Origin of the sequence: Paenirhodobacter populi (assembly GCF_004022215.1) — a bacterium.
GTDB classification, from domain to species: domain Bacteria; phylum Pseudomonadota; class Alphaproteobacteria; order Rhodobacterales; family Rhodobacteraceae; genus Rhodobacter; species Rhodobacter populi.
Window position 1 is genome coordinate 1 of record NZ_SAUZ01000019.1, and the last position, 21,969, is coordinate 21,969.

Here is a 21,969-nt window from a genome sequence, read left to right on the forward strand (position 1 = left end):
CACGAGCCCGACCACCCGCACGGAGGATATCGTCGAGGCCTTCGACCGCGCAAGCCGCGGCCTCGTCGCCGAAATGACCGCCTGGGGACTGGCCGCAATGCAGATCAACACACAGAATTGTCGGCCCACGATGAAAGCCCGGCCCGACAAAGGCCGTGGCCCGATATCGTCGCGGATGAAGGTCTTCCGCGCAGCCGGCCTGCCGCCGGGTTTCGCACGCCCGGCGGCGAACCGGACCTGACGTGAGTCCCTGTCGAAAACATCGGGAAAATCCCGCCTAGCCCCCGTTTGGGCCGACGGGTGCCGAAATATGCTCTTTGCAGAGACGGATACGGAAGATGGTTTCCGATAATCGCTCCGCAACAGAATAGACAAGAATGACCAGTCCTTCTACCAAAGTAGGCAAGTTATCTCCCCTCCTCCGGGGCGGGTCACGACACGCCCGGGGTAACATGCCGCGGCAGCACAGGATGAACACATGACGGTCGACCTGATCCAGACCTGTACGACATCGCAGCCCTGAAGGGCTGCTCCGTCCCGCCCGCCCGGCGCCCGTCCGGGTCCATCAAAGACGATGATGCCACAGGGACCGCGCATCCGCCCGGCCCGAGGTGTCCGCACATCGCGGCGGGCGCATGATGTTGCGCACCCTGCCACCCGAACCCCCCCGTATCGGCAAAAGCTTCGCTGCGGCCGATGCGCGATACAACTTGAACTGACAGGATTTCCTCATGGCTGAACTCTTTTCCAAGGTCACCCTTTCCCGGCGCCGCCTGCTGGTCGCCTCGGCGGCCCTGACCTTCACCACGCTCGGGATGACGGCCGGTCACGCGCAGGCCAGCGAAGAGGACGGGGGGGACATCGTCTTCCTCATCGACTCGCTGGGGGATACCTGGATCCCGAACAACAGCGCGATTTCCAGCTTTCAGGGCCATATCTGGGGCCATGTGACCGACAAGCTCGTCTATGTCGATGCCGAAGGCAAGGCGAGCCCGTGGCTTGCCGAAAGCTGGGAACAGAACGACGACGCGACCGAATTCACGCTCCACCTCAAGAGCGGCGTGACCTTTTCCGACGGGGCGCCGCTGGATGCGGCGGCGGTCATCGCCAATCTCGACATCTGGTATGCCGGCCGCACGGGCGAGGGCATCAACCCGATCGGCCTGTTCCCCAAGACCTATGACCGGGCCGAGGCGGTGGATGCGGCGACCGTGAAGGTCTACTTCAAGGCGCCGACGCTCGGCTTCATTCCGACGCTCGGCTATCACGGGTCGATCCTCATTTCGCCCAACAGCATCGCGCAGCCCGCCTCGGATCAGGCGGATCTCGGCAAGACCGCGGGCAGCGGCCCCTATCTGGTCGAGGCGTGGAAAGAGGGCGATTTCGTCCGGCTGGTCAAGCGCGCGGATTACAACTGGGGTCCGCCCGCGGTGGGCCACACGGGGCCGGCCTTCCTCGATTCCATCACCTACAAGCTGGTGCCCGAGCCGTCGCTGCGGGTCGCCTCGGTCCAGTCGGGTCAGGCGGACGTGGCCTACAACGCCTCGCCCCAGGAACTGGAATCGCTTGGCGAAGAGGGCTTCACCGTCGCCACGCCGCGCTATCTGGGCTTCGTGAACGGCTGGGCGATCAACACGCAGGTCGCGCCGTTCGACGATGTGAAGGTCCGGCAGGCGCTTCAGGCCGGCATCGACCGGCAGGAGATCATCGACACCGTCTACACGCCCGACTGGCTGCTGGCGACCTCGTTCATCCAGAGCAACGTGCCCGGCGCGACCGATCACGGCGACCTGCTGGCCTATGATCCCGACAGGGCCGAGAAGCTTCTGGACGAGGCGGGCTGGGTCAAGGGGGCCGACGGCATCCGCGCCAAGGACGGCACCCAACTGACGCTGATCGTGCATTCCAACCCCTATCTGGCCACCTCGAAGTCGGTCGACGAACTGATCGCCCAGCAGCTTGGCAAGATCGGCTGGAAGGTCGTCATCCGCGCCTTCGACGTGGTGACCTTCGGCGAAAAGGTCCGTTACGCCAGCCCCACCGTTCCGGCCTATGAGGTGACGCGCAGCTTCATCGACGCGGGCACCGTGGCCAGCATCCTCACCGATGCCAACAAGGGCGAGAACTGGTTCGGTCTGGGTGAGAGCGACGCCAAGCTGAACGATCTGCGCGACAAAATCGCCAGCGCCGGTTCCGTGGAGATCCGCGATCCGCTGCTGGACGAGCTGCAGGCCTATGTCCTCGATCAGGGCTATTTCATCCCGCGCACGCAGATCGTCCAGCGCATCTACGTGCAGGCGCCGGAGCTGAAGGGCGAGGTCTACAACGGCGTCGCCTACGCCAGCTACTACACCGCCAGAAAAAGCAAGTAACGCAAGGGGGTGACCGGGATGAGAAATGCCTATCTGGTCTATGCCGCGAAACGTATCGTTCAGGCTGTCGTGGTCATCCTGCTGACCTATGTCTTCACCTTCATCGTCGTCAGCATCCTGCCGGGCGATCCGGTCACCAACGTCCTGCGCAACCCGCAGAACGGCTTCTCCGAGGAGGAGATACAGGCGATCATCGCCGCGCAGGGGCTGGACCGGCCGATCCCGGTGCAGCTGTGGGACGCGCTCTCGGGCTTCGTGACCGGCGATCTGGGGCTGTCGATGCGCTCCGGCCGGCCGGTGGCGACCATGATCGCCGAGGTTCTACCCTCGACGCTGATCCTCGCCTCGATGACGCTGGCCTTTTCGCTGATCATCGCGGGGCTGATCGGTTACGGCAGTCAGGCCCTGCCCAGAAAATACGGGCAGGGGATCGTGCGGGGGATTCCGTCGCTGTTCCTGTCGGTGCCGAATTTCGTGATCGGCCTGCTGCTGATCCATATCTTCGGCTTTCAGTTCGGCCTGTTCCGGGTGATCGACCCGAACAGCTTCTGGGCGACGTTCTTCGCCTCCGTGACGCTGGCCACCCCGATCTCCGCGCAGATCGCCGAGGTGCTTGTCGCCAACCTCGACAACGAATCCCGGCAGGAATACGCTGCCGTCGCCCGCGCGCGCGGATTGCGGCAGGTGCGGCTGTTCTTCCTCCACCTTCTGAAGCCCTCGTCGCTGCCGGTCGTCACCGTCATCGCGCTGATGGTGGGCGAGGTTCTGGGCAATGCGCTCATCACCGAGACGGTCTTCGGCCGCACCGGCATCGGCAGTCTGGTGCAGCGCTCCGTCTCGACGCAGGATCTGCCGGTGCTTCAGGCGATCGTCTCGCTCGCGGCGGTGGTCTTCGTGGTGGTCAACCTGATCGCCGATCTCGTCTATCCGCTGCTCGATCCGCGGGTGAAGCTGGTGGGCGCGGTTCGGCGTCCGACCACCGCGGACGAGGGTTCAGCCAACATTCCTTCGCGTGTGGTGACCGAATGACATTCTCCCTCAATCCCCTTGCCGCGCGCATCAGGACGGCACGCTGGTCCGAGACCTTTCCCCCGGCCGTCCTCCTGTCCTTCCTGATCGTCGCGCTGGTGCTGGCATGGGCGGTCGCGCCGGGCCTCTTCACCAGCCACAATCCCGCCAGCGGCGTCCCCGCCGACAAGCTGCTGGGCCCGAGCGCCGCGCATTGGTTCGGCACCGACCATCTGGGGCGCGATCTTTACGCCCGCGTCGTCTATGGCACCGCTTCCTCGGTCACCAGCGCCTTCATCGCCGTGGTCATCGGCCTTGTGGTGGGCGGTCTGATGGGCCTTCTGGCCGGGTTTCTGGGCGGATGGGTGGATGTCGTGCTCGCCCGGCTGGTCGATGTGCTGCTGGCGATCCCCAACTTCCTGCTGGCGGTGATCGTCGTCACCGCGCTTGGCTTCAACACCACCAATGCCGCGATCGCCACCGGCGTTTCGGCGGTGGCCGTCTTTGCCCGGGTGATGCGGTCCGAGGTGATCAAGACCCGGCAGGCGGCCTTTGTCGAGGCGTCGTTCCTGCTCGGCGGATCGCGCTGGCACATCCTGTTGCGGCATGTGCTGCCGAATGCCTCGCGCTCGGTGCTGCCGCTGGCGGTGCTGCGGTTCGGCCTGTCCATTCTGGTGATCGCCAGCCTCGCCTTCCTCGGCTATGGCGATCCGCCGCCCGCTTCCGACTGGGGTCTGCTGATCTCGATCGGCAAGGATTACCTCAAGTGGCCCTGGCTGGTCTATGCCCCCGCCTTCGTCACGATCGCGACCGTTCTTTCCGTGAACAGGATCAGCAGATGGCTTCGCAAGACAAACTGACCCCCCCGCTCACCCGCATCGTGACCGCCCCGCGCCGGGCCGGCCCCCTCCTGCGCGTCGAGGATCTGTCCGTCTCCTACGGCCCGCAAGAGGTCGTGACCGGCGTCGGCTTTGAACTGGGCCGCGGCGAAAGCCTCGCGCTCATCGGCGAATCCGGTTCCGGCAAATCGACCATCGCCCGGTCGGTGCTGCGGCTGCTGCCCGGCAACGCCCGGGCCACCGGCCGGATCACCTTTGACGGGCAGGAAATCCTTGCCCTGCCGGAGCGCCGCTTCCGGCCGCTGCGCGGGCGCGGGATCGGTTTCGTGCCGCAGGATCCGGGCAATGCGCTCAATCCGGTGCGCACGATCGGCGCGCAGGCGCAGGAGGCGGCGGCCCTGCTCGACGAACCCGACAAGGCCATCCGCAAGGAGTTGATCCTTGAAACCTTCGCGCAGGTCGGGCTCGACAATCCCGGGCGGGCCTATGAGTCCTATCCGCATCAGCTCTCGGGCGGGATGCTGCAACGGGTGCTGATCGGCCTTGCGGTGCTGCCGCGCCCGGCGCTGCTGGTTGCGGATGAACCCACCTCGGCGCTGGATGTGACGATCCAGAAGCGCATCCTCGAACTGCTGTCGCGGTTGCAGCAGGATCTGGACATCAGCCTGCTGCTCATCACTCATGACCTCGCGGTTGCTGCCGAGCGGACCGATGCGCTGGTGGTGCTCAAGGGCGGGTCGGTGCAGGAGGCGGGCAGCACGGCGGCGGTGTTCTCCGCGCCCTCCTCGGCCTATGCGCGCAAGCTGCGCGCCGATGTCCCGGCGCTGAACCCGGACCGTTACGCCGCGCTGCGCGATCCGGGCTTTGCCCGTCTGGCGGATGGAAAGGCGAAGATCGCCGTCAGCGGCGTGACCAAGACCTTTTCGGTCGACGGCAAGGTGCTGAAGGCGGTAGACGATGTGTCCTTCGCCGTTCCCGCCGGCACCACCCATGCGCTGGTGGGGGAATCCGGCTCGGGCAAGACCACGACGATCCGACTGCTGCTGGGCCTCGACCAGCCCGACCACGGGGATATCACCGTCGCGGGCACGCCGCTGGCTGGCCGTTCGCAACAGGCGCTGCATGCGGTCTGGCGGCATCTTCAGTTGGTCTACCAGAACCCGTTCACCTCGCTCGACCCGACATGGAAGGTCGAACATCTGGTGCGCGAGCCGCTGGACCGCTTCCGCATCGGAACGCCCAAGGAGCGGGGCGAGCAGGTCCGCGAGGCGCTGGCCAGCGTCGGTCTGGGCGAGCAGTTCCTGTCGCGCAGGCCCACGGCGCTTTCGGGCGGACAGCGGCAGCGCGTGGCGATCGCCCGGGCGCTGGTGCTGAAGCCCGACGTGATCGTTCTGGACGAGCCGACCTCGGCCCTCGATGTCAGCGTGCAGGCCGATATCGTCGAGGTGCTGCTGTCGCTGCAGGCGAAGCTCGGCCTGACCTATGTCTTCGTGTCGCATGACCTCGCGCTGGTGCGGCAGATCGCGCATACGGTTTCGGTGATGCATCGCGGGCGCATCGTCGAACACGGCACGGTGGGCGAGATCTTCGACAATCCCCGGCAGCCCTACACCCGGTCCCTGCTGAAATCGATCCCGTCGGGGATCGAGGGCGGCACCCACCGCAACCCGCACGCCTTTCCCCTCAAGGAACAGATCGCATGACCATCACCGTTCCCGCGAAAAACCCGCCCGTGTCGTTCCGGCCCAAGCGGCGGCTTGGCTTCAACACCCGCGTGTCGTTCAACGATGCCGACGGCCCGGCGCAGGGGTTGCGTGACGGGATCGAATTGTTCAGGGCGGCGGAGGAGCTTGGCTATCAGTCCGGCTGGGCCTATCAGCGGCATTTCGACCACTACCTGTCTTCGCCTCTGCCGTTCTTTGCCGCGGCGGGCCAGCACACGCGGCGGATCACGCTGGGATCGGCGGTCATCCCGATGCGCTATCAGGACCCGATCCTGCTGGCCGAGGCAGCGGGCACCACCGATCTGCTGATCGGCGGGCGTCTGGAACTGGCGATCGCCACCGGCAACAACGCGGCCTTCGACGCGGTGTTCGGCGCCGTCGATACCGATGCGCGGACCGAGGCGAAGCGCCGGCAGGCGCGCTTCCTTGCCGCCATCGCGGGTGAGGTGCTCTATACCGTCGACGGCCCCGGCCAAGGCGCGCCCGAGGGCACCGAACTGCGCGTGACGCCGCACAGCCCGACATTGCGCAACCGCATCCGGCAGGGGTCGGCAAGCCTTGCCTCGGCGATACAGGCGGCCGAGCTTGGCATCGGGCTGATCTCCGGCACCGTGCAGCACGACCACGACGAAGGGGAAAGCTTCGGCGCCTATCAGGCCCGCTGCATCGCGGCGTACCGCACCACCTGGCGCGAGACATGGGGAACCGAGCCGCCCCCCGTCGCCGTCGCGGCCTCGATCCTCGTTGGCACCACCGATGAGCTGCGGGCGAAATATGCGGCCTACGACCATGAGCGCCGCACCCAGGGCATCGCCGCCTCCCGCCCCGCGGGCGCGCTTGCGCCGACCGCGCGCACGACCCAGCCGCCGGGCAGCCAGATCTCGCCGGTCTTCCACGGCACGCCCGATCAGGTGCGCGAGGCGATCTTCAGCGATCCGGGCCTTGCGGCGGCGGATGAGCTTGTGCTGTTCCTGCCGCCCGCCTTCGGCCTGGCCGAGAATATTCGGCTGCTGGCCGATCTGGCGGAAACCGTTGCCCCGGATCTGGGCTGGTCGCCGGCGGGGTGATCCGGCATCCGCATGGCATATGTTCAAACCGAAACCTCGCGCGCGCGGAGAGGGAGGCAGGGGGCCAGCCCCCTCGCGCGTTCCGCGCTCACCCCCGGGATATTTCTGGAAACACGATGGGGAGAAGGAGCGTCCGGGGTGGTTCTGGAAGGCGCTCTTATGTATAAACGGTCGCTGACAATGGAATGAGGTCCGGATCCTGTCGCATATTCCTCCAGAGGTTGAATCAGAGGTCGCAGCTTTGCGGGCCCGTCACGCGACCCTGATGGGCGGTGCGCGATGAATGACGCGCCCTTCCGGTTCCACAGCAGCCATTGGGGGGCGTTCCGGGCGCGCGCGCAGGGCGCGGGGCTGGAGATACGGCCGCTCGACAGCGATCCCGATCCCTCGCCGATCATCCACAATCTTGCCACGGCGCTGAACCATCCTGCGCGGCTCGGCCGGCCGCTCGTGCGGCGGGGCTGGCTTGCGGATGGCCCCGGCCCCGACGACAGGCGCGGCCGCGATACCTATGTCGAGATGGACTGGGATCGGGCGCTGGATCTTGCGGCGGGTGAGCTTGCGCGTCTGGGCGCCGGTGCTCTGCCCGAGACGGGGCCGATGCCGGGCGCGCATGTCTTTGGCGGGTCCTATGGTTGGTCCTCGGCCGGGCGGTTCCATCATGCGCAGGGGCTGCTGCACCGCTTCCTGAATTCGGTTTTCGGGGGCTATGTCTCCTCGGTGAACACCTATTCCTCGGCGGCGGGCGAGGTGGTGATGGAAATCGTCTATGGCGCCGCCTCGCTGATGACGAAGGATGCGCCCTATTGGGACGAGATCGCAGAGCATTCGGACATGGTGCTGGCCTTCGGCGGCCTGCCCCTGAGGCCGATGCAGGTGGCGCCCGGCGGTGCCAGCGCGCATGTCGCCCGCGCGGCGATGGAACGCGCGGCCCGGCGCGGATGCCGCTTCGTCTGCGTCAGCCCGCTGTCCGACGATCTGCCCGACCTGCCCGGCGCGCGCTGGATCGCGCCGCGCCCGGCCACGGATGTGGCGCTGATGCTGGGCATGGCCTGGCATCTGGAAGAGCAGGATCTGGTCAACCGCGACTATCTGGCCCGCTACACCAGCGGCTATGACCGCTTCCTGCCCTATCTGAAGGGCGAAACCGACGGCATCCCCAAGACCCCGTCATGGGCCGCGGCGATCACGGGCATTCCGGCGGCGACGATCCGGGAACTGGCGGCGCAGGCGGCGGCGGGGCGCACCCATGTCAGCGTGACCTATTCCCTGCAACGCGCCGAGAATGGCGAACAGCCGATCTGGATGGCGCTGGTGCTGGCCTCGATGCTGGGGCAGGGGAAGCTGAAGGGCGCGGGCTTCACCTATTCGCTGGGGTCGATGGGGGATCGCGGGCGCCGCCCGCTTGCCGTGCCGTTGCCAAGGCTGCCGCAGGGGCGCAACCGCGTGCCCGACTTCATCCCCGTCGCGCGGATTTCCGAGCTGCTGCTGCATCCCGGCAAGGCCTATACCTACAAGGGCGAAACGCGCCATTACGCCGATATCCGCCTTGTCTACTGGGCCGGCGGCAATCCGTTCCACCACCATCAGGACCTGCAGCGCCTGACGCGGGCCTTTGCCCGGCCGGATACGATCATCGTGCATGACAGCGTGGGCACGGCGACGGCCGCCCATGCCGATATCATCTTCCCCGCGACGCTGACCGCCGAACGCGAAGACATCGGCGCGGCGGGCAACGACCCGCTGATGATCCCGATGCAGCGCCTCGCGCCGCCGTTCGGCGAAGCGCGGGACGATTACGACATCTTCGCCGCGCTCGCCCGCCGACTGGGCTGCGGTGAAGGATATACCGAGGGGCTCGACGCCCGCGGCTGGCAGGAACGGATCTATCAGCGCACGCGGGAGGCGCTGGCCCGCATGGGTCTGCCCGCGCCCGACTTCGCGGATTTCATGCGCGGCGGCCCGGTCGCCCTGCCGCTGTCCGACACGCCATCCCGCATGGACCGCTTTCACGCGGCCCCCGAAGGCAGCGCCCTGCCCACCGAAAGCGGCCGGATCGAGATCTTCTGCCCCCGCATCGCCCGCGCGGGCCTGCCCGGCCATCCGGTATGGATGGAGCCCGAGGAATGGCTGGGCGGCGCGCTGACCGACCGCTTCCCGTTCCAGCTTGTCGCGAACCAGCCGCAGGGCAAGCTGCACAGCCAGCTCGACTTCGGTGCGGTCAGCATGCAGACCAAGCGCCGTGGGCGCGAGGTGGCGCGGATGAACCCCACTGATGCCCTGCGGCTGGGGCTGGCCGGGGGCGATACGATCCTGCTGCGCAACGACCGGGGCGGCGCACTGGCCGTGCTGGAGCTGTCGCCCCGCGTCCGCGAACGGGTGATCCAGCTCTCGACCGGCGCGTGGTATGCGCCCCGCCGCCTGACACCCCCCGGCGAAAGCCGCGAGATGACGATCTGCGTGAACGGCAACCCGAACATCCTGACATCGGATCGCGGCGCCTCGATCCTCAGTCAGGGCTGCGCCGGACAGTTGACGCTGGTCGATGTAACGAAATGGACGGGGGAGGCGCCGGACCCGGTGCCGCATCGCGACATTCTGCCCCGGATGCCCGGTTAGGCGCCCCGGAAACCGCCCGCGCGCCCCCTCCCATTCATCTTTCCAAAAATATCCCGGGGGTGAGGGCCAAAGGCCCGAGGGGGCAGCGCCCCCTGCGCCGCGATCTCCTAACGCGCGCCCCCATGTGTCCGAAAGCCGGTATCCCCCGGGCCAGGGATCGGCGGGGTCGAGCATGTGCTGATGCGTCCCGGTGATCCAGCCGCGGCCCGAAATCTCGGGCAGGATCGCGGGAAGGCCGCCCATCTGCGTCTCACCCAGAATGCGGCCGGTGAAGGTCGAGTCGATCAGCGAAACGGCCGTCAGCCTGTCGCCCTCGCGCATCAGCCCGCGCCGGTGCAGCACCGCCATCCGCGCCGAAAGCGCCGTGCCGTCGCGGGCGATCCAGCGCGACTGTTCCCAGATCGTCGCGCCGGGGGGCGGGGCGACGCCGCCGACGATCACATCGCCGACCTCGCCTTCGGCATGGGCGGAAATCACATGGATGGTCTTGCTGGAACGCATGGGAACCTCAGGTCAGCCAGTCGGGGAGGGAAGGGGCAAGGCCGGTGCACGCCGCCGCGACGCAGGCGCGCAGGCTGCCGAAGCGGACGGCGCGGCCACTCAGCCCCGGGGCGTAATGGGCATATTTGCCGGAATTGGTCATCAGCACCCGCGCGGAGGGCGGAAACACGGGTTCCGAGATCGAGCACCAGCACAGGTCCGGCACGGTGCGGATGCCGAAGGTCGCGAAACGGTCCAGCAGCCCCTCGGCCCGCGCGGCCCGGAGCACGTCGCGACTAAGCGTGACGATCACCGCGACCCGATCCGCGCGGCGCCCGGTCAGCAGCCCGGCCAGCGCCCGGCATTCGGTCAGGGAAAAATGCGGGCTGCCGAAGGCCACGAGGTCGATGGTCTCGGGCGCCCGGTTGAAGTCCTGCCAGACCTGCGCGAAATCGGCGCGGGTCAGGTCCACCCGAGACGCGCCCGGAAGCGGGGGCAGATGCGCCTCGGGCGTGTGGCCGGCGACATGCAGCATCGGCGCGGCGGAGGTGGTGCCGAAGGCCGCGCAAAGCGCCTTGAGGTCATCGCGGCTGGCGGGCAGGGCCTCAAGCCCCGTGATCAGCGGCACCACATCGGGCGCGTGCAGCCCGGCCAGATAGCCGAGTATCGGCCAGAAGGCATCATCCGCGCCCTTGGGCGGGGTGACATGCAGCACCTTGCCCGCCCGGCGCTGATCCGCCAGATAGACCCCGGACCGCGGCGCCCGCCCCGTCATGGCGATGCACAGGTCCAGAAAATCCGGGTGCTTGACCGTCCGCGCGCCCAGCACCGAATTGGCGAAGATCACCGCATTCGATTCCGCCCAGCCGACCGCCTCGTCCGCGCCGGGGGCGGTGTCCAGCAGGTAGGGTGCGCAGGTGAAGCTGGGGGCGGCGCCCATCTCGACATAGGCATCGGCGAGCCGGGCGGCGGCCGCGCCGAACGCCGCCGCGACGCCCTGCGCCCGCCAATGCGCGTGATCGACGGAAATCGCGTTCATCGTCGTCGGCACCCGGACCCGCGCGCCCTTGGCCAGCATCATCTCGGCGAAACTCAGGTTCGCGGGGCTGGCGTAGATGCAGCCGTCGATATGCGCCTGCGTCACGTCGATCAGTTCGGGCGCGCCCTGCTGCGCCGCCATGGCGATCAGGATTTCCATGGCAAGGCGCGCGGCCTCGCCCCCCGCGCCGTCGCGCAGCGCCCGGTCGTGGTCGGACAGCGCCAGATCGGACCGGGGCAGCGGCGACAGCGGGATGGACAGCGCCCCGATCCGCAGCCCGTCCTCCGTGACCTCCAGCCGGTCCGCACGCATCGCGGCGGCAAAGGCCGCCTCGTTCAGCCGGACCACCGCGATCCCGCGCCCGAACAGCAGCCCCGAGACGAGCGCGCCAAGCGTCAGCACATCCTCGCCCTCGCGGAAGATCAGCGCAGCGGGCGCGCGCCCGTTCAGCGCCAGATCCAGCAGCACGCCCGAGCCGGAACAGGAGCCGCGGCTGGTCGGCATGACCAGCACCCGGCCGCGAATATCCTCGCCCGCCCAGGGGTGATGCGCGTCGATCACGCGCGCCGTGGCGGGATCGACGCCGCCCCAGAAGCTCAGCCCCTGATCCGCCGCCAGAACGCGCCCCTCGGCGGGGCCCGTGACGATGAAGCGGCCGGCGGGCGCGAGCGTCATTTCACCACGAAGCCATGCGCGAAGGGGTCGCGGTCGTCGATCATGATGGTGTTGATCCCGGTCTGCCGCGCCCAGCCGGCGACCGAGGGGATGATCGCCGCGCGGTCGCCCACGGTGGTTTCGGCCTCGACCCGTCCCTTGAAGATCGAGCCGATGATCGATTCATGCCAGAATTCATCGCCGACCTTCAGCCTGCCCTTGGCCGCAAGCTGCGCGATCCGGGCCGAGGTGCCGGTGCCGCAGGGGCTGCGGTCGATCGCCTTGTCGCCATACAGAACGGCGTTGCGGGCATGCGCGCCGGGCTGCGTCGGCCTGCCGGTCCACTGGATATGATGGACGCCGTTGATTTCCGGATAGAGCGGATGAACGAATTCGTATTTCGCCGCGATCGCGTCGCGCAGGCGGTTGCCGTATTCGATCAGCTCGGACGCCGTGTAATCCGCCATGTCGCGGTAGTTCGGCTGTTCCTCGACGATGGCGTAGAAATTGCCGCCATAGGCCACGTCAAAGACGATCTCGCCCAGCCCCTCGACCACGCAGCTCAGCCCCTCGGCCATCAGGAAGGAGGGGACATTGGTCAGCCGCACCTCCTCGACGAAGCGGCCGTCCTGAACGTAGTCGATGTCGACCTTGCCGGCCGGCACCTCGATCGACAGGCGGCCGGGTTCGCGCGGGGTGATGAGGCCGTTCTCGATCCCCATGGTGATGGTGCCGATGGTGCCGTGGCCGCACATCGGCAGGCAGCCCGAGGTTTCGATGAACAGCACGGCCACCTCGCAATCCGGCCGGGTGGGCGGATAGAGGATGGTGCCCGACATCATGTCATGGCCGCGCGGCTCGAACATCAGGCCGGTGCGGATCCAGTCGAAGTCGCGCAGGAAATGGGCGCGCTTCTCGATCATGTTGGCGCCTTCGAGGCGCGGACCGCCGCCTGAAACCAGCCGGACGGGATTGCCACAGGTGTGGCCGTCGATGCAGCTGAAAGTATGCACAGCCATTGTCGGAACCTCCGCGGGCGCAGGCCCGCATCAAAAGCGTTGGGGAGAGAAGGGGGTGATGTCAATCGGGGGGCGCACCCCCGCAAGCAGGTCGGCCACGATCCGCGCCGTGCCCACTGATTGCGTCAGGCCCAGATGGCCGTGGCCGAAGGCATGGATCACGTTGCGGCTGACGCGGGAGGGGCCAAGCGCCGGAAGGCTGTCGGGCAGCGAGGGGCGGAACCCCATCCATTGCACACCGCCCGTGGTCCTCAGCCCCGGCAGGAAGGCGGCGGCCTTGCGCAGCATCGCCTCAGACCGTCTGAAGTTCGGCGGCAGGTTCAGCCCGCCAAGCTCGACCGCGCCGCCGACGCGCAGCCCCGTGGACAGGCTGCTGACGACGAAGCCATGACCGCCGAAGGTGACCTGACAGCGCAGGTCGAAGGCGTCAGGGGGCAGGGTGGTATTGTAGCCGCGCTCGGTCTCCAGGGGGATCTTCTCGCCGATGGTGCGGGCGATCCGGTGGGAAAAGGCGCCCGCCGCGATCACCACTTTGTCGGCGCGGAAGGGGCGGTCGGCCAGCACCTCGACCCCGCTGTCCGAGGGGCGCAGGGCGATGACCTCGCCCCGTTCGATCACCCCGCCGCGGGCGCGGAAATGATCGGCGAGCGCGAGGGTATAGAGCTTCGGATCGGCGATGGAATACCAGCCGGGGGTGAAGGTGCCATGGGTGAAGCGGGGCGCGAGGCCGGGCTGCACCTCGGGCATCTCCGCCGCCGTGAGATGGCGGAACGCGATCCCGTGGCGGGCGCGCGCCTCCCACCCCGGCAGGGATTTGCGGAACTGCGCCTCGCCCTCATAGACCTCAAGATTGCCGTTCTTGCGCAGCATCGGCAGGGTGCCGGTGGCGGTCAGGAAACCCTCAAGCACGGCCTTCGACAGATCCATTATCGCCGTCTGCGCGGCGACCGAGGCCGCGACGCGATCCGGCGCGCAGGCGCGGGTGAAACGCAGGAGCCACGGCAGGATGCGCAGCGCATAGGCAGGCGGCAGCGACAAGGGCCCCAAAGGGTCCATCAGCCATCGCGGCGCCTTGAGGAAGATCCGCGGCGAGGCCAGCGGAAAGATGTCGGTGAAGGCGAAGGCCCCGGCATTCCCGGCCGAGGCCCCGGCGGCGGGGCCTTCGCGGTCGATCACGGTGACCCGCATCCCGCGCGCCTGCGCCGCGATCGCCGCCGACAGCCCGACGACCCCTGCGCCAACAACGATGACAGAGTTTTGCATCAACGCACGCTCGCCAGGAATTTCCGCGTTTCGGGGTGTTGTGGGGCCGAAAAGATCGGCCCGGGCGTGCCGATTTCGGCCATCACCCCCTTGTCGAAGAAGGCGACCCGGTCCGACCCGTCACGGGCGAAGGCCATTTCATGGGTCACGCGGATCATCGTCATGCCTTCCTCGGCCAGCATCTTGAGGGTGTCCAGCACCTCGCCCACCAGTTGCGGATCGAGGGCCGAAGCCACCTCGTCGAACAGCATGTATTCGGGCGACATGGCAAGGGCGCGGGCGATGGCCATGCGCTGCTGCTGCCCGCCCGACAGGCGCGAAGGACAGGCCGACAGCTTGTCGCCCAGCCCGACATGCTTCAGGTTCTGCACGGTCAGGTCGATGCCTTTCAGCGCTTCGAGCTGGCCGAAGGATTTGCGGACATTCTCGATCTCAATCATTGGACCACCGTTTTTCGAGATACCCACCGAAACGGGCGATGGGGAAGGAGATGATGAAGTGGAAGGCGCCGCAGATCATCGGCAGGAAGAGCGGCTGCTGCAGGCGGGTGATGAGGATCTGGGTGGATTTCAGCAGTTCCGTCACCTGCACGACGTAGACCGGCGCGGAATCCTTCATCACGCCAATCGCGAGCCCGATCCATGACGGCAGGGCGACCCGCGTGGCCAGCGGCAGGACGATATAGGTCATGTCCTGGCAATTTCTCCGCTGTTGGATTTTGGTTCCTTGGTCAACTATGTGGCTGCTGCATCTGTCGCGCAATATAAAACACAATAAGTATACAAAATGTCCGGCGCGGCAGAAGGGGGCGCTGCCCCCGTCGCCGTACCGGCGACTCCCCCGGGATATTTATGGAAAAACGACGGCAGATCCGTTTTGCTCCATCGTCTTTCCTCAAATATCCCGGGGGTGAATTTGCCGACAGGCAAAGAGGGGGCGGCGCCCACTTTCCGCCCTGCCAGAGGCACGACGCGAAAGGTTCCGGCCGTCGGCGCCGTCCCGCGCCGGATCAGGCGGCGTATGTCTGCACCGCACCGGGCAGTTTGCTCCAGTCGGCATACCATGTCTCGAACAGCGCCAGTTGACGGGTCACGTAGCCCTTCTGGCTTTCGGTCAGCGCGTCGGTTTCGTTGAAGTGCAGCGCATATTCCGCCTCCCCCTTCAGCACGAGCATGTATTTGAAGAACAGCACCAGATCCGGGCCTTCGTCGAACGAGGAAAGCACCGCCAGCGCGGATTCGAGTTCCAGCGCGCGGGCGCGGGCCTCGGCGTCGCCCCTGGCGGCGGCTTCGCACAGGCGGACCAGATGCAGCACCTCTTTCGGCAGCACGTTGCCGATGCCGGTGATCGCGCCCGCCGCGCCGCAGTTGACGAAGCCGTGGAAGACGGCGGTATCGACGCCGATCATCAGCGTCACGTCATCATCGCGCGAGGTGATGTTTTCCGCCGCATAACGCATGTCGGCCGGGCCGCCGAATTCCTTGAAGCCGATCAGGTTCGGATGTTCGGCGCGCAGCGCAAAGAACAGGTCGGCGCGGGTGGCGAAGCCGTAATAGGGGCTGTTGTAGATCACCGCCGGCAGGTCGGGCGCCGCCGACAGGATGGCCTTGAAATGGTCCTTCTGCGCCGGGATGACCGAACCGCGCGACAACACCCGCGGGATCACCATCAGCCCCTTGGCCCCCACCTTCCGGGCATGCGCGGCATGGGCCACGGCGGTCCGGGTGTTGACGGCGCCGGTGCCGACGATCACCGGGATCCCGGCCCTGGCCAGACGTTCGACGCCTTCCATCCGCTCGGCATCGGTCAAAAGCGGCCAGTCCCCCATCGAGCCGCAATAGACCACGGCGGACATGCCCGCAGCGATCATCTGTTCGGCCTTGCGCACCAGCGCATCGTAATCCGGGGTGCGGTCCGCCCGGCAGGGCGTCATCAGGGCAGGAATGGTCCCGGTGAAGATCGTCGAATCCATCTGAAACTCCTCGTGTCGGGCAGGCAGCCGGAATCGGGCGGCTCCGCGCTGCGGTTGGCATGCGTCCATAATATCTTTTGTATTTTACTTGTCGACAAAATTTCCGCGCAATCGACATCATTTTCCGGGCCGCGCCTGCAGCATGAAACACGGGACGCGGGCGTTCGCCGGAAGAAACGGGGATCAGAGGGCGATCGGGTGGCGCCTGTCACGCGAGATCATCTTCTGGATCTGCGCCACGATCTGATCGGCGTGCTGCTGACCCAGTCGGTCGCACAGGTCAATGTCGCGCGCCTCGATCGCGGCGATCATCTGGTTGTGCTCCTCGACATATTCATGCGGCAGGCGATCGTCGTAGGATTGGTAATAGATGCGCAGAAGGCGGCGTCCCTCGTCTAGCAGGCGGCAGAACAGGCTGGTGTAATAGGGGTTGCGGCCCGCCTCGGCGATGGCGGCATGCAGGTCGCGGTTCGTCGCGATCATCGCCAGCGCGTCCTGCGCCGCGACGGCCTTGGAGAACGCCGCCTGATGCGCCTTGATGGCGATCAGATCGGCGGCAACATGGTTTTCGGCGGCCAGCCGCGTGGTAACGCGATACATCAGGGTCAGCGCATCGAAGAAGGTGTGCAGGTTCAGGAAATCGATGTTCGACACGATGGTCGAGCGGTTCGGCAGGGTGGAAACGAGCCCCTCGCTCGCCAGTCGCACCAACGCCTCGCGGATCGGGGTGCGCGACATCTTCAGCCGTTCCGACAGCTGGATCTCGTCGATCGGGCTGCCGGGCGGCAGGGTCAGGTCCAGGATCTCGTCGCGCAGCACGTCATAGACATATTTGACGCCCGAACCGCGCTTGCGTTCGACTGCCACCGTTTCGAGTTTCTTCGCGTTTCCGGTCATGACCCCACCCTTCATGTCCACCAGTTGCATACATGAATTGTGCTGACAAGAAGGGCGAGAGATCGGTCGCGCCGTCCGGTACCATGGAAAAAGCGGGCCGAAGCCCGCTTTCCGCATCCGCTGTACCTTGAAGAGAGCCGCATCCCCTTCATTCTTCCATAAATATCCCGGGGGTGAATGCCCGAAGGGCAGAGGGGGCGGCGCCCCCTGCGACCCATCGGCATCCGCCCGATCCCGGTTTGAAGCACGCCTTTACAGCGTGCGTTCGACTTCCTCACGCTCGAAGATCTCGATGACATCGCCGGGGCGGATGTCGTCGTAGTTCTCGAAGGCCATGCCGCATTCCTGACCGGACTGCACTTCCTTGACCTCGTCCTTGAAGCGCTTCAGCGTCTTCAGCGTGCCTTCGTGGACCACCACGTTGTCGCGCAGCAGGCGCACGCCGGCCGAGCGGCGGGCGACGCCTTCGGTGACCAGACAGCCCGCGACCTTGCCGACGCCGGAAACCTTGAAGACTTCCTTGATCTCGGCATAGCCGATGAAGTTCTCGCGCACTTCGTTCTTGAGCAGACCCGAGGCAGCCGCGCGGATGTCATCCACCAGATCGTAGATGATCGAGTAGTAGCGGATCTCGACCCCCTTCTGATGCGCCGAGGCGCGTGCCGGGGCATTGGCGCGGACGTTGAAGCCGATAACCGGTGCGCCCGACGCTTCTGCCAAACCGACGTCGCTTTCGGTGATCGCGCCGACGCCGTAATGGATGACGCGCACCCGCACTTCGTCGTTGCCGATCTTTTCCAACGCCTGAACGATCGCTTCGGCCGAACCCTGCACGTCCGCCTTCACGACGAGATGCAGTTCGGCGACCTTTTCATCGGCCTTGGCCTTGGCCATAAGCTGTTCCAGCGTCGTCGCGGCACCGGCAGCGGCGCGTTTGTCCTTGGCCGCATGTTCGCGGTAGGCGGTGATCTCGCGGGCCTGCGCCTCGGTTTCGACGACGTTCAGGACGTCGCCGGCCTCCGGCGTGCCGCCGATGCCCAGAACCTCGACCGGAACCGAGGGCGCGGCTTCATCGACGCGCTCGCCCTTGTCGTTGATCAGCGCGCGCACCTTGCCCCACTGCTCGCCGACGACGAAGATGTCGCCTTTGCGCAGCGTGCCGTTCTGCACCAGAACGGTGGCGACCGGGCCGCGGCCCACGTCGAGCTTGGCCTCGATCACCGCACCGAGCGCCGCCCGGTTCGGGTTGGCGCGCAGTTCGAGGATCTCGGCTTGCAGCGCGATCGCTTCGAGCAGCGTGTCGAGGCCCTGACCGGTCTTGGCCGAAACCTCGACGGTCTGCACGTCGCCGCCCATTTCCTCGACCACGACTTCATGCTGAAGCAGGTCGGTGCGGACCTTCTGTGCATTGGCGGAAGGCTTGTCGATCTTGTTGATGGCGACGATCATCGGCACCTTGGCGGCCTTGGCGTGGTTGATCGCCTCGATCGTCTGGGGCATGACCGCGTCATCCGCCGCCACGACCAGAACGACGATATCCGTCACCTGCGCGCCACGGGCCCGCATCGAGGTGAAGGCCGCGTGGCCGGGCGTGTCGAGGAAGGTCAGCACCGCCCCCGATTCCGTCGTCACCTGATAGGCGCCGATATGCTGGGTGATGCCGCCGGCCTCGCCCGAAACCACGTTCGCATGCCGGATCGCATCCAGAAGCGAGGTCTTGCCGTGGTCGACGTGGCCCATGATCGTGATGATCGGCGGGCGCGGCTGAAGATTCTCGGCGCTGTCCTGAACCTGATCGATGACCTGTTCGACGTCGGAATCCGAAACGCGCACCGCGCGATGACCGAATTCCTCGATCACCAGTTCGGCGGTGTCTGCGTCAACGGGTTGGTTCGCGGTGACCATCATGCCCATTTTCATCAGCGACTTGATGACGTCGGCGACCCGCTCCTTCATCCGGTTCGCCAGTTCCGACACCACGATGGTTTCCGGAAGCTGCACGTCGCGCGCCTGCTTTTCGGCCTTCTGGCCGTAGCCCATCGCCTTCTGGCGGGCCTTTTCCTGCTTGCGCTTCATCGCGGCGAGCGAACGCTGACGCCCGCCTTCGCCCTCGATGTCGCTCAGGCTGAGCTTGCCGGCGCGGCGGCCTTCGTCGCCGCCCTTGCCCTTGCGGCTGTCATTGCCACGGTCGCCGCCGCGATCATCACGGTCGCGGTCGGTCTTGCGCGGGCCGACGGTCGACACGCCCTTGGTCGCGGCGCGTGCCTCGACGGCCTCCGCGGCCGCCGGATCGGCGGGCTGCACGGATTTCGCCGCGGGTTTGGCGCGGACCTCTTCTTTTTTCTTCTCGCGCAGCTCGGCCTCGCGGGCCTTGCGCGCGTCTTCCTCCGCCTTCAGGCGCAGGGCTTCCTCGCGTTCGCGTTCCTCACGCTCCTTCGCCTCGATCTCGGCGCGGCGACGTTCGCGTTCTTCCTCGCGGGCCTTTTCATCGGCCACGCGCTGCGCGGCCTCTTCGACCTCACGCACCTTCGCGGCGCGCAGAGCGGCCAGGCGGCGCTCCATCTCGGCGTCGGAAATCCCTGCCGGGCGGCGCGACGGATCGCCCAGCCCGGAATGCCCCGGCTTGCCTCCGGCCTGGGCACCGGGTTTCGGCACCACGACCTTCTTGCGTTTCGTCTCGACCACGACGTTCTTCGTCCGCCCGTGGCTGAAGCTTTGCTTCACCGAACCGGGGCGCGCGCCGCCAAGGCCAAGAGGTTTTTTGCCGTCCGTATCGTTCATGCCGTCTTCGTATCCTTCAAGGCGGTCTTTCCGCCGTCCTGCTTGCGCAAGCCCGCAAGCCTTGCCGCTTCCGTAATCACGCGTGGGGTGAGTCCGCCCGCCGCAAGCGCGCCGTGTATCGCATGATCGCGACCGAAAGCCAAACCTAATTCCGCAGAGGTCAGACAGCCGAACCAGCGTCCGCCCGGAGGGGTCCACAATTTCCCCTTCCCCCGGTCGGAGCCGTCTGACGCCTGCAACAGGACCTTGGCCCTGCCTTCAGCCAGCCAGCTCTTGACCTTTTCAAAGCCGACAACAGCGTTGCCGGCCTTCCGTGCCAGAGAGATAAGCTCCACGACGCGATGTGCAAGCCCTTCCTCGACCAGATCGGCGAGGTTTTCGGGCGCTTTCGCCGGAGCCTTGGCCCCGCGGGCGAACATCCCCTTGGCAACGGCCTTGTCGATCAGGTCACGGTCCGCCGTGACCCAGATCCCCCGACCCGGCAGTTTCTCGGCCAGATCGGGGTAGATCATCCCGTCGGGGCCGAGCACGAATCGCACGAGCCCGGCCTTCGGCCCCACATCGCCCGTGACGATGCAGCGCCGTTCCGGCTCCTCGTTCGTATTTTCCCGGCCCCCGCGGCTCATTCTTCGTCAGCCTCTTCTTCTTCGGCGTCGTCCGCCTTCGGTTCCAGCTCCGTCGGATCGACCCAGCCAAGCTGGACCCGCGCGTGCATGATCAGGTCCTGCGCCTCTTCCAGCGTCATGCCGAATTTCTCCAGCAGGCCGTCGTCCTTCACGCGCTTGCCGTCAACCGTGGTCCAGCCGCCGGCCAGTTCCCAGTCGGCGCAGGTGGCGAAATCTTCCAGCGTCTTGACGTCGTCCTTGGCCAGCGCCTCGATCATCTGCGGGGTCAGGCCGTCGAAATCGAACAGCGACTGTTCGACGCCCATTTCCTTCGCGGCTTCGATCGCCTTGGCGTTCTGCGCCTCGATATGGTCGCGGGCGCGGGCCTGCAGTTCCTCGGCGGTGGCTTCGTCCACGCCCTCGATCGCCAAGAGCTCGTCCAGATCGACGTAGGCCACTTCCTCGAGGTTGGTGAAGCCCTCGGCCACCAGAAGCTGGGCGAAGAATTCGTCCAGATCCAGCGCATCGACGAACAGCTTGGTGCGTTCGGCGAATTCGGCCTGACGGCGCTGCGATTCCTCGGCCTCGGTCAGGATGTCGATGTCGAGCCCGGTGAGCTGCGAGGCCAGACGCACGTTCTGCCCGCGCCGCCCGATGGCGAGCGAAAGCTGCTCATCCGGCACCACGACCTCGATCTTGTGGGCGTCTTCGTCGACCACGACCTTGGAGACTTCGGCCGGTTGCAGCGCGTTCACGAGGAAGGTCGCCTGATCGGCGTTCCACGGGATGATGTCGATCTTTTCGCCCTGAAGCTCGCCCACCACGGCCTGCACGCGCGAGCCGCGCATACCGACGCAGGCGCCGACCGGATCGATCGAGCTGTCATGCGAGATCACGGCGATCTTCGCGCGGCTTCCCGGATCGCGGGCCACGGCCTTGATCTCGATGATGCCGTCGTAGATTTCCGGCACTTCCATCTTGAACAGTTCCGCCATGAACTGCGGATCGGTGCGGCTGAGGAAGATCTGCGGCCCGCGGGTTTCGCGGCGCACGTCCTTCACATAGGCGCGGATGCGGTCGTTCGGGCGATAGCTTTCGCGGCCGATCTTTTCGTTGCGGCGCAGGATCGCCTCGCCCCGGCCGATATCGACGATGATGTTGCCGTATTCCTCGCGCTTGACCACGCCGTTGATGATCGTGCCCTTGCGGTCGCGGAATTCGTCATACTGGCGATCGCGTTCCGCCTCGCGGACGCGCTGAAGGATCACCTGCTTGGCCGATTGCGCGGCGATGCGGCCCAGATCGACGGGGGGAACCTCGTCGATGATCTCGTCGCCCACCTGCGGATCGGCCTTGTATTGCTTCGCCTGCGCGACGGTCAGCTGCGCCTGATAGTTTTCCAGCTCCTCGTCCGGCACGACGGTGCGGACGCGGGTGAAGGCGGCGCGGCCCGTCTTGCGGTCGATATGGACGCGGATGTCCATTTCCGAGCCGTAGCGCGACTTCGCGGCCCGCGCGAGGCTGTCCTCCATGGCCTGGATCACCAGATCCGGGTCGATCATCTTCTCGCGCGCAACGGCTTCGGCGGTCTGCAGAAGCTCAAGCTGGTTGGCAGAGGTGATTGCCATGT

General features: G+C 66.7%; 15 protein-coding genes and 4 pseudogenes. 7 read left to right on the forward strand and 12 right to left on the reverse strand.

Annotated features, from left to right (window positions below; genetic code table 11):
- The 7 genes and pseudogenes from D2T30_RS23130 to D2T30_RS15890 all read left to right on the forward strand — a co-directional run.
- Window positions 1-241, forward strand: a pseudogene (locus tag D2T30_RS23130) (hypothetical protein); the annotation flags it as partial.
- A 490-nt stretch (window positions 242-731) separates the two neighbouring features.
- Window positions 732-2,372, forward strand: a complete 1,641-nt coding sequence (locus tag D2T30_RS15865) for an ABC transporter substrate-binding protein (RefSeq protein WP_128209690.1) — start codon at window positions 732-734, stop codon at window positions 2,370-2,372.
- An 18-nt stretch (window positions 2,373-2,390) separates the two neighbouring features.
- Window positions 2,391-3,401, forward strand: coding sequence for an ABC transporter permease (locus D2T30_RS15870; protein ID WP_128209691.1), 1,011 nt, complete (start codon window positions 2,391-2,393; stop codon window positions 3,399-3,401).
- Window positions 3,398-4,240 (forward strand): ABC transporter permease, encoded by an 843-nt coding sequence (locus D2T30_RS15875; RefSeq protein WP_128209692.1) that lies wholly within the window; start codon window positions 3,398-3,400, stop codon window positions 4,238-4,240. Before D2T30_RS15870 ends, D2T30_RS15875 begins: the two co-directional genes overlap by 4 nt.
- Complete coding sequence (locus tag D2T30_RS15880; protein WP_128209693.1) at window positions 4,219-5,922, forward strand: ABC transporter ATP-binding protein; 1,704 nt, start codon at window positions 4,219-4,221, stop codon at window positions 5,920-5,922. Before D2T30_RS15875 ends, D2T30_RS15880 begins: the two co-directional genes overlap by 22 nt.
- Entirely contained in the window at window positions 5,919-7,010 is a 1,092-nt protein-coding gene (locus D2T30_RS15885) for an LLM class flavin-dependent oxidoreductase (protein WP_128209694.1), read from the forward strand. The genes D2T30_RS15880 and D2T30_RS15885 overlap by 4 nt, the downstream gene beginning before the upstream one ends.
- Window positions 7,011-7,289: 279 nt before the next feature.
- Window positions 7,290-9,629 carry a molybdopterin-dependent oxidoreductase gene (locus D2T30_RS15890; RefSeq protein WP_128209695.1) on the forward strand — a complete coding sequence of 780 codons (2,340 nt, stop codon included), beginning with the start codon at window positions 7,290-7,292 and terminating at the stop codon, window positions 9,627-9,629.
- Between the two features lie 147 nt (window positions 9,630-9,776).
- Here D2T30_RS15890 and D2T30_RS15895 read toward each other — a convergent pair.
- The 12 genes and pseudogenes from D2T30_RS15895 to nusA form a co-directional block, all read right to left on the reverse strand.
- A pseudogene (locus D2T30_RS15895) lies at window positions 9,777-10,010 on the reverse strand (proline racemase family protein); the annotation flags it as partial.
- Window positions 9,993-10,130, reverse strand: a pseudogene (locus D2T30_RS24325) (proline racemase family protein); the annotation flags it as partial. The pseudogenes D2T30_RS24325 and D2T30_RS15895, both read right to left, overlap by 18 nt.
- A gap of 7 nt (window positions 10,131-10,137) precedes the next feature.
- The gene (gene lhpI, locus D2T30_RS15900) at window positions 10,138-11,823 is read right to left on the reverse strand and encodes a cis-3-hydroxy-L-proline dehydratase (RefSeq protein WP_128209696.1); all 1,686 of its coding nucleotides are present in this window, start codon (window positions 11,821-11,823) and stop codon (window positions 10,138-10,140) included.
- The gene (locus D2T30_RS15905; RefSeq protein WP_128209697.1) at window positions 11,820-12,821 is read right to left on the reverse strand and encodes a 4-hydroxyproline epimerase; all 1,002 of its coding nucleotides are present in this window, start codon (window positions 12,819-12,821) and stop codon (window positions 11,820-11,822) included. The genes lhpI and D2T30_RS15905 overlap by 4 nt, the downstream gene beginning before the upstream one ends.
- Before the next feature lie 30 nt (window positions 12,822-12,851).
- Window positions 12,852-14,084 (reverse strand): NAD(P)/FAD-dependent oxidoreductase, encoded by a 1,233-nt coding sequence (locus D2T30_RS15910; protein WP_128209698.1) that lies wholly within the window; start codon window positions 14,082-14,084, stop codon window positions 12,852-12,854.
- Window positions 14,084-14,515: pseudogene (locus tag D2T30_RS15915) on the reverse strand (ATP-binding cassette domain-containing protein); the annotation flags it as partial. The pseudogene D2T30_RS15915 and the gene D2T30_RS15910, both read right to left, overlap by 1 nt.
- A gap of 1 nt (window position 14,516) precedes the next feature.
- Window positions 14,517-14,774, reverse strand: coding sequence for a hypothetical protein (locus D2T30_RS15920; RefSeq protein WP_241651312.1), 258 nt, complete (start codon window positions 14,772-14,774; stop codon window positions 14,517-14,519).
- 319 nt (window positions 14,775-15,093) lie between these two features.
- Window positions 15,094-16,056 carry a dihydrodipicolinate synthase family protein gene (locus D2T30_RS15925; RefSeq protein ID WP_128209700.1) on the reverse strand — a complete coding sequence of 321 codons (963 nt, stop codon included), beginning with the start codon at window positions 16,054-16,056 and terminating at the stop codon, window positions 15,094-15,096.
- 183 nt (window positions 16,057-16,239) lie between these two features.
- Window positions 16,240-16,953: a GntR family transcriptional regulator gene (locus tag D2T30_RS15930; RefSeq protein WP_128209701.1), complete on the reverse strand. Its 714-nt coding sequence runs from the start codon at window positions 16,951-16,953 to the stop codon at window positions 16,240-16,242.
- 252 nt (window positions 16,954-17,205) lie between these two features.
- Window positions 17,206-19,734: a translation initiation factor IF-2 gene (gene infB, locus D2T30_RS15935; RefSeq protein ID WP_128209702.1), complete on the reverse strand. Its 2,529-nt coding sequence runs from the start codon at window positions 19,732-19,734 to the stop codon at window positions 17,206-17,208.
- A complete protein-coding gene (locus D2T30_RS15940; protein WP_128186947.1) occupies window positions 19,731-20,360 on the reverse strand; it encodes an RNA-binding protein in 630 nt (209 codons plus the stop codon). The genes infB and D2T30_RS15940 overlap by 4 nt, the downstream gene beginning before the upstream one ends.
- Window positions 20,357-21,967, reverse strand: coding sequence for a transcription termination factor NusA (nusA, locus tag D2T30_RS15945; protein WP_128186945.1), 1,611 nt, complete (start codon window positions 21,965-21,967; stop codon window positions 20,357-20,359). Before nusA ends, D2T30_RS15940 begins: the two co-directional genes overlap by 4 nt.
- Window positions 21,968-21,969: the final 2 nt, after the last annotated feature.

What these genes read in the sequence shown, in the direction of transcription:
- D2T30_RS15865 (WP_128209690.1), top strand. Translation starts at nt 732, where the DNA reads ATGGCTGAACTCTTTTCCAAGGTCACCCTTTCCCGGCGCCGCCTGCTG.
- D2T30_RS15870 (WP_128209691.1), top strand. Translation starts at nt 2,391, where the DNA reads ATGAGAAATGCCTATCTGGTCTATGCCGCGAAACGTATCGTTCAGGCT.
- D2T30_RS15875 (WP_128209692.1), top strand. Translation starts at nt 3,398, where the DNA reads ATGACATTCTCCCTCAATCCCCTTGCCGCGCGCATCAGGACGGCACGC.
- D2T30_RS15880 (WP_128209693.1), top strand. Translation starts at nt 4,219, where the DNA reads ATGGCTTCGCAAGACAAACTGACCCCCCCGCTCACCCGCATCGTGACC.
- D2T30_RS15885 (WP_128209694.1), top strand. Translation starts at nt 5,919, where the DNA reads ATGACCATCACCGTTCCCGCGAAAAACCCGCCCGTGTCGTTCCGGCCC.
- D2T30_RS15890 (WP_128209695.1), top strand. Translation starts at nt 7,290, where the DNA reads ATGAATGACGCGCCCTTCCGGTTCCACAGCAGCCATTGGGGGGCGTTC.
- lhpI (WP_128209696.1), bottom strand. Translation starts at nt 11,823, where the DNA reads ATGACGCTCGCGCCCGCCGGCCGCTTCATCGTCACGGGCCCCGCCGAG.
- D2T30_RS15905 (WP_128209697.1), bottom strand. Translation starts at nt 12,821, where the DNA reads ATGGCTGTGCATACTTTCAGCTGCATCGACGGCCACACCTGTGGCAAT.
- D2T30_RS15910 (WP_128209698.1), bottom strand. Translation starts at nt 14,084, where the DNA reads ATGCAAAACTCTGTCATCGTTGTTGGCGCAGGGGTCGTCGGGCTGTCG.
- D2T30_RS15920 (WP_241651312.1), bottom strand. Translation starts at nt 14,774, where the DNA reads ATGACCTATATCGTCCTGCCGCTGGCCACGCGGGTCGCCCTGCCGTCA.
- D2T30_RS15925 (WP_128209700.1), bottom strand. Translation starts at nt 16,056, where the DNA reads ATGGATTCGACGATCTTCACCGGGACCATTCCTGCCCTGATGACGCCC.
- D2T30_RS15930 (WP_128209701.1), bottom strand. Translation starts at nt 16,953, where the DNA reads ATGACCGGAAACGCGAAGAAACTCGAAACGGTGGCAGTCGAACGCAAG.
- infB (WP_128209702.1), bottom strand. Translation starts at nt 19,734, where the DNA reads ATGAACGATACGGACGGCAAAAAACCTCTTGGCCTTGGCGGCGCGCGC.
- D2T30_RS15940 (WP_128186947.1), bottom strand. Translation starts at nt 20,360, where the DNA reads ATGAGCCGCGGGGGCCGGGAAAATACGAACGAGGAGCCGGAACGGCGC.
- nusA (WP_128186945.1), bottom strand. Translation starts at nt 21,967, where the DNA reads ATGGCAATCACCTCTGCCAACCAGCTTGAGCTTCTGCAGACCGCCGAA.